This is a genomic window from Vibrio sp. HS-50-1 (genome assembly GCF_024747315.1).
Lineage (GTDB): Bacteria > Pseudomonadota > Gammaproteobacteria > Enterobacterales > Vibrionaceae > Vibrio > Vibrio diabolicus.
Map to the genome: position 1 here is coordinate 430,467 of NZ_JAMPZF010000048.1, position 12,480 is coordinate 442,946.

At 46.6% G+C, this 12,480-nt stretch carries 4 protein-coding genes; all 4 read left to right on the forward strand.

Annotated features, from left to right (window positions below; genetic code table 11):
• Window positions 1–550 precede the first annotated feature (550 nt).
• The 4 genes from NDJ01_RS21305 (at window position 551) to NDJ01_RS21320 (ending at window position 12,400) form a co-directional block, all read left to right on the forward strand.
• The gene (locus NDJ01_RS21305; protein ID WP_258587291.1) at window positions 551–1,849 is read left to right on the forward strand and encodes a hypothetical protein; all 1,299 of its coding nucleotides are present in this window, start codon (window positions 551–553) and stop codon (window positions 1,847–1,849) included.
• A 7-nt stretch (window positions 1,850–1,856) separates the two neighbouring features.
• Entirely contained in the window at window positions 1,857–2,804 is a 948-nt protein-coding gene (locus NDJ01_RS21310; RefSeq protein WP_258587292.1) for a formyltransferase family protein, read from the forward strand.
• 146 nt (window positions 2,805–2,950) lie between these two features.
• A complete protein-coding gene (locus tag NDJ01_RS21315) occupies window positions 2,951–3,565 on the forward strand; it encodes a phage tail protein (RefSeq protein ID WP_065645138.1) in 615 nt (204 codons plus the stop codon).
• Window positions 3,566–3,685: 120 nt separating this feature from the next.
• Complete coding sequence (locus NDJ01_RS21320) at window positions 3,686–12,400, forward strand: Ig-like domain-containing protein (protein ID WP_258587293.1); 8,715 nt, start codon at window positions 3,686–3,688, stop codon at window positions 12,398–12,400.
• Window positions 12,401–12,480 lie beyond the last annotated feature (80 nt).

The window sequence follows — 12,480 nt, forward strand, 5'->3', positions numbered from 1 at the left end:
TTAAATTCTTTAATTTTAAAGATATAAATTGACAATTTTATTTTTAGTGTTTTTTTTATTTCTATTCTGGCGAGTTAAGTTTTTCTAGTCTATAAATTAAACATCGGCACTTTCTAAATAACTGCCGATAAAAATAATTTTAATTTCAATATTATAAATAGTTGGCTTTATACAATGGATATTGGCTTTTTCTGCCTGTTAAAAGGATTTCATATCACACCACACTTGAATGCCGCGCTTACCTCTATCAAGGAGACTGCGTGGCTGCCACATGTCAAACGATCTTGTTATCGAGGGGATTGGCAAGCGCTTGCTTTAGAAGAATCCTATCGAAAGGCCTATTACCCTAACTATTTACTACTCTCTGAATTTCCAGAATTGGAACTGTTTTTATCTCAATTTTTCTGCCCAATTTTGTCAGTACGGTTTATGAAATTAGATCCGTGAGCTCAGATATTATAACGCCGAGCTTATGGCGTATGTTTTTCTCAAGTACAGGCTTGTTTACATCATTAACTACTGCTACAGCGGCAATTGAGGTTCATGAATTATGCAAAAGGGCTCACCTATAGAATTCTACCAGCAACGTCCTCAATCTCGTGAGACGGTCGGTGTTGAAGAAGTGCAGCAACAAACTCAACAGTTTGGTTTTGCTGAACCCGAAATGGATGAGCTGCTTAAGTACTCATTACGGACTCAACTTGAGGCTATGCTCCAAAACCAACTCAGCACGGCTGAACGCCAACGGCAACTGAAAGAGAGTTTCGCTGCGGCAGTTGAGCTCGTATTGAAGGAGACGAAAGTTGAGCACCGAACACTGGTGCAAGCCTTTCAGAGCATGTATGGCAACGCTTGCCAATCTCTTTCTCTGGCTAAACTCACTCAAGAGGAACTGACCCGACAGTACATTTCCACATCTGGGCTGGTGATGTCTCCACTTAACTGTAAACACACCATCAAAGATGTGTACCGAATTAAAGGCTTTGCGTGTGGTACAAACAAAGCTATCCAACAAATGCTTGCCAACAAGCCACAGGTTAAAGTGCTTTATCCAGCTTGCGGCCCCTTTGCACCGTTGCTGCTGCCTTTACTTGCTCACTACAAACAAAGTGATCGGATTAGCGCAGAGCAGCTTCAGGTGACATTAGTAGATATTCACCCCGGAGCGATTAAAGCACTCAATCAATTGATCGCGGATCTTGATATCGCAGACTACATTGAAGCCTTAGTGGAAGAAGATGCTACCCAATTTTCGCCAACTCAAACGTTTGATCTCCTGATACTTGAAGCGATGCAGCATGGCTTTAGTCGGGAAGGGTTCCTCAGCATCGCGAAACATTTGGTTCAATATTTACATATTCAAGGCGAAATGATCCCCAATCAGGTATCTGTGCGCGCCATGATGGTCATCGGGGAGACGGAATTTAATCAACAATGGGAAAAAGCAGAGTATGCACATTCCAACCATTGCCAACCGGAAGCGATAGATGATCGAATTGATCTGGGAGAAATTCTTAACGTCAATAAAGCCATGTTGCTCAAAAGCGAGATTTTTGAGCTAGATGGTGGAATAAAAATGCTGCAAGGCAACACCATTGAGCTGCCGAAAGATGTGCCAGATATGGCAAAACGTATCCTGGCCATTTACAGCCATATCGATACTTACGGAGATGCGATGGTCGGACAATACGACTCTGGTATTACCCATCCTAAACCCGACATGACTTTTTATGTGGATGCCAAGCCCAAAGCTGTTGAACACCATTACTTCGAAGCGAGGGGAGGGGATAAGGTCAGTTTCTATTATCAGTTAACCGGATTGCCAGGTTTTGTCGCCACCCATGGATGATTTCTATATGCAGCAAAAATACGTCGTTTTTACAGGAAGTTGTTACGCCTTGCCCATCATTCAGTTGTTGGCACAACAGCATAAATTGGCGGGCGTGGTAGTACCGGAAGGAGAACTAAATCCTGACTTACAGCAGCTACAGAGCTATCTGAGCGCTCAATCGATTCATATTGCTCAGTATACCGCCAATGACAGCAGTGCTTTGATAGCGCAACTCGATGCTTGGCGAGTCACGGATGGCGTCATCTATTTGTTCAGGCACATAGTTCATTCCTCGCTGTGTCAGTTTTTCAACGGAAACTTGTACAACATTCATCCGGGAAAGCTGCCCGAGTATCGAGGCCCGATGCCTCTCTATTGGCAATTAAGAGACGGTTTAGACACCTTTAGCCTCACCCTGCATCGTCTTGAGGCATCGGCTGATTCTGGCGCTATAGGAATGGAGTTAGAGGTACCATTTCACCCGTTTGAGACCTTAACCAGTGCTCAGCAAAAAGCGTCACAAATGACGGCTAAGCTGATGTATGACTTCCTCATCGCGCAACAAAAGCAAGGGCTGGTTTGGCGTGAGCAAGTATCAAACCCCAACGAAGTGGCACGAGCAGTAAACCAACATGATCTGCACATTCGTTGGAACGTGCAAACGAGTCGCGAAATCGTCAACTTAGTGCGAGCAGGCAATCATGACTTAGGAGGTGCGATGTTGAGCTTGCCAAATGGTGTCGCCAATGTTTTGCAAGCAAGCGCAATTGAGACTTCTTTAGTCGGTGTTGAGGCGGGGAGCATTCTCGAGATCAGCCCACAACATGGGTTGCAAGTGAAAACGTTAGATAGCGCAATATCAATAGATGTTATTGCTACACCGCAAGGTGTGTTTTCGGGTTATCGCTACGCGCAAATGGCCGGGCTGGACGCTGGGATGTCATTGCTTCAGCACGCTTCAGCCTGCGAGTAAAGAAATATCTCAATACGGCTCTTTGCGGCATTAATGAAGCCCGTAACGGTATTTAGTAATGCGAGATTGGAAAGTTTTAACCAACCACACCAATTACATTATGGGTTGGTTTTAACTTAAGTGTATACGTTAAAAGGAAGAACAGTATGGCTACAGAACCGTATCTTGGGACACTAACTGCATTTGGCGGCAATTTTGCAATTAGAAATTGGGCAATGTGCTCGGGGCAAATGCAGGCAATTGAAGATAATCCAGCACTCTTCTCTCTAGTTAGCACTCTATACGGAGGTGACGCCCGAACTACCTTTGGTTTACCTGATTTGCGTGGTCGCAGTCCAGTTGGTGTAGGCACACGACCTGGGGGGATGGATTATCATCAGGGAGAAAGATTGGGTACTGAACTGGTAACTATTGATATAACCCAAATGCCAACACACTTACATACGGCAATTTTTACCCCTCTTGGCACTGCTGCACCTGTAACAGGCAGGATGCAGGTTGCTACCAATGCTGCAAATACACAGGTACCCGATAGTAATTCGTATATAGCGCAAAACTCTACCCCTGGGTTCTATAAACCGACGTTTCAGCAACCAGATTTGACTGAGATCGAAGGCTTAAGTGTGTCTGGTGGTGGCTCGGAAGGAGGTACTGTAACTGTGACTGAAACAGGCGGTTCAGAGCCACTTAATATTTTGAGCCCGGTATTGCCGATTAATTGGTTAATTGCCACTGCGGGAGTATACCCACCGCGTAGCTAATCAACCAAGAAAGAATTGGCTGAAACTTTCGCTAATCCTTTCCTATAAAAAAATTAAATATTTAAGTTGATTATGATAACCCGGCTATGTTGATAAGGCCGTCATCTTCAGGAGAGGAAAATGAGATTACGTCGTCAGGTAGCGATCGCAATTACAACAGCATGGGTGTCCTCAGCGTTTTTTTCCGGTGAAGCCTGGGCCGCACAGCAAACGATTAACTACTCTAATGGTTCAGGTTCCAATTTTAGTGAGGTGGAGACAGGCGTCACTGGGGGTATGCCCTCGGTCACTCTTACCAATACAGGTGCTGTGTCTATGGTATTAGATGCTGGCAATAGCACTGATAGCACTCCGTTTACTGGCCTAAATGACCTCGGGTTTGTAGCTGGTGTTTTTTTCTCAAATACCATGATTAATGAGTTCAACAATCGTGGCTTCCGCTTTTTTGAGAGATCAAGTACTAACTTCAGTTTCGACGAAATTACCTTTATGCAGGGGTCGGCCCGAGACTCAGATAAAACGTATCAACTTGTGTTAACTGGCTTCTCTAATAATACTCAAACAGTGACCGAAACTGTCACCTTGCCAAAAGGTGGTGAAGCAAACTCAGGGTTACAGGATTTGTTTACCCTGACCCGTGGTACAGACTTTACTGATCCGGCATGGCAGGACGTTGATACAGTGACTATGGCGTTTACCCGAAGTCCAGGTGCTGACTCTCGTTATCTTATCAGAAGTATCAAGATTGATGACGCTGCGGTTTCAGACTCAACCGCGCCTACTTTTGTCAGTGCGAGCTCAACCCCCACTGATGATGCAACCAATGTTTCTGTTAGCAACAACATCGAGATTGCCTTTGATGAGAATATTGAGCTGAAGAGCGGCAATATTACCATTCGTAATGTTACAGACAGTCGCGATTTTGAAGTATTTAATGTTGCCACCGAAAGCGATGGCACAACAACTTCACCAGGCGCTGGCCGCATCAGTGTTACCAACGATAAAGTTTATTTAAACCCAACCAGTGATCTGATAGGAAACCGGACTTACGCCATTCATATTGAATCCAGTGCCGTGGCTGACACCGCAAATAATAGCTTTGCTGGGATCAGCGATGATGCCACATTTAACTTTACTACGGTCGATACCACGCCAAATGCGCCATCTACACCCGATTTAGATGCTAGTTCGGATACCGGATCATTAAATACTGATAATATTACCAGTGACACTACTCCAACGTTTAGTGGGATTTCCGAGAGTGGATCGATCGTTACTTTATACAGTGATCAAGTCGGTGGAGGTGCAACGGTTATTGGCACAGGCACTGCTACTGGAGGAAACTGGAAGATAACAACCAATGAGTTGGCGTCTGGTATTACACATGCAATAAGTGCTAAAGCGTCTGATAGCGATGATAATGTTAGCTCGGCATCCAACGCGTTAAGTGTCACCATTGATACAGTAGCACCATCCGCAGTGAGCATTACCACGCCGATTGAGGCTGATAGTATCGTCAACGCTGCAGAAGACAACGATGTGCTTATCGCTGGCTCCGGCGCGGAAGCAGGCAACAGCGTGACCGTGACTATCACAGACAATAACAGCTCTGTCAGTCGTACGGTGACGGCCGACAACTCAGGCAACTGGACGCTGAGCGGCAGCGAGCTGGATATCAGTGGCCTGAACAATGGTACCCTGACTGTGTCTGCAACCCAAGCTGATATAGCAGGTAATATCTCCACCGCAGCCACACAGAGCATTACCCTGGACAATGCTGCCCCATCAGCAGTGACCATCACCACGCCGATTGAAACCGACGGTATCGTCAATGCGACAGAAGATAACGATGTGTTGATCGCTGGCTCCGGCGCGGAAGCAGGCAACAGCGTGACCGTGACCATCACGGACAATAACAGCTTTGTCAGTCGTACGGTGACGGCCGACAACTCAGGCAACTGGACGTTGAGCGGCAGCGAGCTTGATGTAAGTGCGTTTAACAATGGCACCCTGACGGTATCTGCAACCCAAGCAGATATAGCAGGTAATACTTCCACCGCCGCCACCCAGAGCATTACCCTGGATAACGCCGCACCATCAGCTGTGACCATCACTACGCCGATTGAAACTGATGGCATCGTCAATGCGGCAGAAGACAACGACGTGCTGATTGTTGGCTCCGGCGCGGAAGCAGGCAATAGCGTGACCGTGACCATCACGGACTACAGCAATTATGCCAGTCGTACGGTGACGGCCGACAACTCAGGCAACTGGACGTTGAGCGGCAGTGAGCCTGATGTAAGTGCGTTTAACAACGGCACCCTGACGGTCGCGGCTAGCCAGAGCGATGCTGCAGGCAACACCTCCAGTGCAGCTAGCAAAACATTTACGTTAGATAACGTGCAGCCAACTGTTTCTTTGAGCAGCTCAGACCTCGATTTGATCTCTGGCGAAACGGCGAGTATCACGTTCACCTTAAGTGAGTCATCAAGTGACTTTGCTGAGTCAGATGTCACCGTCACTGGCGGCAGTTTGTCCAACTTTGCGGGCAGTGATAGCAGCTACACGGCGACCTTTACACCAACGGAAGAGAGTGTGGCGAGCGGCACCATTGATGTTGCCACAGGCACATTTACCGATGCCTCTGGTAACAGCAATAGCGCAGCAACACCACTTTCCATCAGCGTCGATACTGTGCTTCCAACCGTCAGTATCACTAGCTCCAGTTCTGCGCTGAAAGCGGGTGAAACGGCAACACTCACGTTTACCTTGAGTGAAGCCGCAACTGATTTTGCCGAAGCCGATGTGGCCGTTACTGGCGGAACTCTTTCTAACTTTGCGGGCAGTGGCGCCAGTTACACGGCTACCTTTACACCTGCAGAAGAAAGCACTGAGGATGCAACTATTGATGTTGCAGCAGAGCAATTTAGCGACGCTGCAGGCAACCTCAATACTGCAGCGACTCAGTTGTTGATTTCAGTGGATACGGGGATCCCGACTGGACATAGCATCAGCATTGATCAGGAGAGCATTAACAAAACCAACGAACAGGCGATGAGCTTTACCTTCGCCGCAGCTGAAGTGAACGCGATGTTCACTTATCGCGTTACCGACGGTACCACGACCATTGACGGCGCTAGTCAAACAATCTCCTCGGAGACCATGCAAGTAACGGGCATTGACGTCACTGGTTTGCAAGAGGGGACGTTGACAGTAAGCGTGGTGGTAACCGATGCCGCAGGCAACGCATCTGATGCAGTGACGGATACGGTGACTAAACGCTACGATGTCGCGCCAACGGCAGTTGATGATAGCTTCTCGACTGAGGAAGATACGGCGAAACAATTTGATCTGTTAGCCAACGATTCCGATGTTAATGATGACATGGTCGCTTCTTCTGCAACGATTAAAACGCAACCAATTAAAGGTCAGGTGTCGATCAGCAACGGCGTTGTTACCTATACGCCAAATAGTAATGAGACAGGCACGGATAGCTTTACCTATACCGTGAAAGATGCCCTGTTACAGGAGTCACAAGACGCGACAGTAACCGTAACTATCAAGGCTATAAATGATGCGCCAGTCGCGAAAGCGCTGACCATTAACACTGACGAAGATACCGCAAGCGCAGCAGTCACCGCGCGCAGTCAAGCGAAGGATGTTGAAGATGGCATCCCAACGGGTGATTTAGCGTTAGTTAGTTTGCCTCAAAAAGGACAAGTCGCCATTGATCAAGCTGTAGGCACTTTTGTATATACGCCGAATGCGAATGAAAATGGTAGCGACAGTTTTACTTACACGATCGCAGACAGTGAAGGCGGCGTTTCTCTTGCGGCCACGGTCAACGTCAATATCGGTTCCGTCAATGACTCACCAGTGGCGGAGGCAGACAGTTTTACCTTTGATGAAGATGTCACATCGACACTCGATGTTTTAAGTAACGACAGTGATATTGAAGATGGGTCATTCACCCCGAGTAGTATTACCCTGCAAGATCTTGGTCAAGGAGAGGGGGGATACAGTTTTGCCACGGTCAGTGTCAATGCCGATGGGACCTTAAAGATTGTGCCAACAGCGAACGTTAATGGTCAACATAGCTTTACCTACACGTTAACCGATAGTGGTCAAGCTGTCTCCGTGCCAGCAACCGTCACGCTCAATATTACGCCAGTGAATGATGCCCCCGTTGCTGTTGATAACAGTGCACAACTACTAGAGGGAGGCTCCTTCGAGGTCAACGTATTAGGCAATGATAGTGATGCCGATGCTGGAGACAGCTTTGAACTCACTAGTGTCACAGTCGTCGATACGCCAGCATATGGCAGTGTGAACGTGACGGCGTCAGGAGCGATTGTTTACAACCCCAATGAGAACTACTTCGGTGAAGACAGCTTCACCTATACGGTGGCAGACTTAGCAGGTGCTGTATCTAACGTCGCAACAGTGACCATGACGGTAACACCAGTCAACGACGCACCAATGGCGCAAGCACAGTCACAAACGCTTGATGAAGACAATAGTTTGGTGATCACGTTGGTTGGTTCAGATATTGATAACGATGATGACACTCTGCAGTATCTTATCACTGAGCAAGTCAGTCATGGCGTTCTAGAGCAGTTGACCAATAATGGTTGGCGCTATACACCAGAAGCGAACTTCAATGGCTCCGACTTCTTCTTGTTCAAGGTCAACGACGGTGATCTCGACTCGACAGAGGTTCGTGTCGATTTGACGGTTAATCCAGTCAACGATACACCAACCGCGACCGATATCAGTGCTACGGGAGAGGAAGAGATACCGCTGACCATTACTTTAAATGGTAACGATGCAGAAGGCTCATCTTTGAGCTATCAAATTGTAAAATCGCCAGTCAACGGTAATGTTACCGTCACAGGCAATCACGCGGTTTATACGGGTAACAGTAACTTCTTTGGTCAGGACAGTTTCACTTACAGCGTAAGTGACGGAGAACTTACCTCTGGAGTGGCGTTAGTGACCATCACGGTGAATAACGTTAATGACTCGCCAGTGATTACGGGTACCCCATCGACGCAAGTGGATGAAGATAGTGTGTATCAGTTTGTGCCCGCGGCATTGGACGATGACCCAACGGATACTCTGACCTACTTGATAGCTAACAAGCCACCTTGGGCTACATTTGACAAGACAACAGGAGCACTTTCTGGCACGCCAAGTAACAGTGATGTGGGGACTTATCCAGATATCGTGATTAGCGTATCCGATGGCACTATTTCTTCCTCATTGTCAGCGTTTTCGATTACTGTGAATAACGTTAACGATGCACCCGTTATCTCTGGCTCACCAGCAACACAAGTTAATGAAGACAGCACCTATCTGTTCACGCCACAAGTGTCAGATGTTGACAGCCAAGCCTTCACCTTCAGTATCGTGAACAAGCCATCTTGGGCTAGCTTTGATGCATCAACAGGCACGCTCAGTGGTACACCAGATAATGGTGATGTTGGCAAATATCAGGGCATTGTTATCTCGGTTTCTGATGGTCTCACGACCACAATGCTCAATAGATTCAGTATTGTGGTTAACAATGTCAATGACGCGCCAGTGATCAGTGGCACTCCTGCTCTTACCGTCAACGAAGGCAGTACGTATCGCTTTGCGCTGCAGGCATCGGATGTTGATAGTAGTAGCTTGAGCTTTTCAATCCGCAATAAACCATCATGGGCAACCTTTGATAGAGCAACTGGGTTGCTAAGTGGTACGCCGGCAAATGAGCATGTTGGCAGCACCAATAATATTGTTATTAGTGTCTCAGACGGTGAGCTAAGCACATCTCTAGCAGCGTTTAGCATCACGGTAATCAACGTCAATGATGAGCCAGTGGCGGTTAATGATACCTATGTCTTTACCGAGAGTAACGATGGTAGCTACTTATTGGATGTACTCAGCAACGACAGCGATATTGACCTAGATACATTACAACTGGAATGGGTTAAACCTACATCTGGAACGGCAACGATTGTGGGCAGTCAAATCCAATTGGTAACGACCTCAATTGGTACAGTGGCAGTGCAATACAGTGTGAAAGATGGTAATGGTGGAAAGGCCACCGCGAAAGCAATCGTGACAATTAAAAGTGCGAAATTGGATGCACCAACAATAGCCGCACCTTCAGATATCGAAGTGAACGCAACTTCGCTCTTTACTAAAGTTGCATTAGGCTCTGCTGTGGCACGAGATAGTACAGGCAAGCTATTACCTGTTTCATTGGTCGACAGCACGACCTTTTTCCGACCTGGAACTAATACGGTCTATTGGCGCACTCAAGACTCTGATGGAAACGTCGCTGAGGCTAGTCAAACGGTAACAGTGTATCCACTGATAAGTATCTCCAAAGATGCGCAAACCACGGAAGGCACCAACCATAGCGTATCGATACACCTTAACGGTCCTTCGCCGAGCTACCCAGTAATCATACCTTATACGGTTTCAGGAAGCGCGGACAGTGATGACCACACGCTCACCTCTGGTGAAGTGGTGATACCTAGTGGTACCGAAGGCAAACTTTCGTTCGAACTACTTAATGATGGACAAAATGAAGGCGTTGAAACCTTAGTGATTGATCTGGACAGCACCCTTAATCTAGGTAGTAAGCGTCGTTACACCTTGACAATCTTTGAAGAGAATGTGGCTCCGAAGGTCACGGTAAGTGTATCTCAGGCGGGGGAGCAGCGGAGCCAAATTGAAAATGGTGTTGAACCGGTCACAATCACAAGCAGTGTTAGTGATGCAAATATGTCCGATATACACAGTTTCAGATGGAGTAGTGATAGCGATGTACTTAACCAAGCGATTGCGGGGCAGATGTACAGCGAAACATTGACTTTCTCTCCGCAATTACTGAGTTCAGCGATTTACAATTTGCAATTGACAGTTACTGACAATGGCACTCCACCATTATCAGTGACACGGAATGTCTATTTAGAAGTGGTACAAACATTGGCGGAGCTCGGGAGTGAAGACAGTGATGGCGACTTAATCCCGGATGATCAAGAAGGTCATAATGATAGTGATGGTGATGGTATCCCTGACTATCTTGATGCAATTTCTGACTGTAACGTAATTCAACAGGTTGTGTCAGAAAAAGATCGCTTCCTCATTGAGGGGCAGCCTGGTGTCTGTTTACGCAAAGGAATAACCATTCTGACTAACACGACAGGAGGAGCTTTATTGCTGGATGAGGAGCTTCCTAAAGATATCAATATGAAGAGCATAGGGGGAATCTTTGATTTTGTAGTAACTAATTTGCCGCTTCCCGGTCAAAGCTATCAATTAGTTATACCTCAGCGTTTACCTGTTCCAGCAAATGCAGTGTACCGAAAGTATAACGCTGAACAGGGGTGGATAGACTTTATTGAGGATGCTCAAAACACAGTTTCTTCTAGTGCTGGCGAGGCTGGTTATTGTCCGCCACCAGGGCACAGTTCATGGTCACAGGGTCTGACTGAAGGTGACTGGTGTGTACAACTTACCATTGAAGACGGTGGCCCGAACGATGATGACGGATTGGCTAATGGCAGTGTCGTTGATCCTGGCGTCGTTGCCGCTCGTGTAAACAATAATGCACTTCCTCAAGCGATTGACGACAATGCGTTTGTTAGTATCAATGGTACGGTGACGATCGATGTATTGAGCAATGATACCGATACTGATGGTGATGGTCTGAAGGTAAGTCGTGCTTCCGTAGATATTGGTAGTGTTAGTGTGGTTGATAACAAACTAAGTTATGTCACTCAACCACAGTACTACGGTGAGGCTTCGATCACTTATAGCGTAACGGATGGTAATGGTGGAACCGGATCGGCGAAGGTGACGGTGAATGTTGTAAACAGTCAGAATCCGAATGCGGTGGACGATAATATTACCACCGATGATCGTACTCCTGTCACGGTTTATGTCCTTGCTAACGATACCGATCCGGATAACGACACATTGAAGTTGGTTTCAGTCCAAGCACAGTATGGGCAGGCGGTCATGAATGCAGATCAGGGCGTGACCTATACCCCTACCTCAGGGTTTGAAGGCAATGATGTGTTGACATATATCATTCAAGATAGCCAAGGTCTGCAAGACGCGGGGAAAGTTATAGTGACCGTTAAGTTGGTAAGAGATGTAAAGGTTGAAAATACTTCAGCAGGAGCATTGGGTGGCATAGTGTTGATGCTTTTGATTTTGTTAGGAGTCATACAACGTTATGGAAGAAACAGTGCTTTAGCACTAATTGCTGTGTTTAGTTTTAGCAGTCAAGCGGGTTGGTATGTTGATGTTCAAATGGGGTCAAGCCATGCAGATGAGCGTGATGCTGTTAAAGGTGATAACGTAATCTCTACTGACAACACCGGGCTCTACCGTTCTATTGGGTTTGGATATGCTTTTTCTGAGCAATGGTCAGGAACTATCCGTTATATTGATATGGGTGAAGGTAGTGCAACATTGCGTAGTGCTACTACTTCACCAGAAGACTATCACGTTAGTGTCGCATCTATAGCACCACTCCTTGTTAAGGGCATAGGCTTCGACATCGGTTATAAGTTCTGGCAATACAATTCATGGTCCGCAAAACTGAGTTTAGGGGGCTTGTTCTGGGATACCGATATTGAAAGTACGTATCAAGGCAGCAAGATAACGACGGAAGTGGATGGTTTTGATGGATATATTGGTGCAGAAGTTGGCTACAACCTCTCAGATAATTGGGAGATCGGTGTCCAAGGCGCTCGTTATTTTTTACATGAAAATGATGTTGATATAATTGCGCTACAACTTCGTTATTTTTTTGAGCCGTTATCAGTGTATTAATTTATGGTTTGGTATTTTTCGATAATTTGTATCCCAAGTGATCATGAAGCGGTATGGTAAATTACTGGAGATTAATGCGT

Excerpts from the sequence above, each read along its gene's own strand:
- NDJ01_RS21305 (WP_258587291.1), top strand. The coding sequence starts at position 551 with ATGCAAAAGGGCTCACCTATAGAATTCTACCAGCAACGTCCTCAATCT.
- NDJ01_RS21315 (WP_065645138.1), top strand. The coding sequence starts at position 2,951 with ATGGCTACAGAACCGTATCTTGGGACACTAACTGCATTTGGCGGCAAT.
- NDJ01_RS21310 (WP_258587292.1), top strand. The coding sequence starts at position 1,857 with ATGCAGCAAAAATACGTCGTTTTTACAGGAAGTTGTTACGCCTTGCCC.
- NDJ01_RS21320 (WP_258587293.1), top strand. The coding sequence starts at position 3,686 with ATGAGATTACGTCGTCAGGTAGCGATCGCAATTACAACAGCATGGGTG.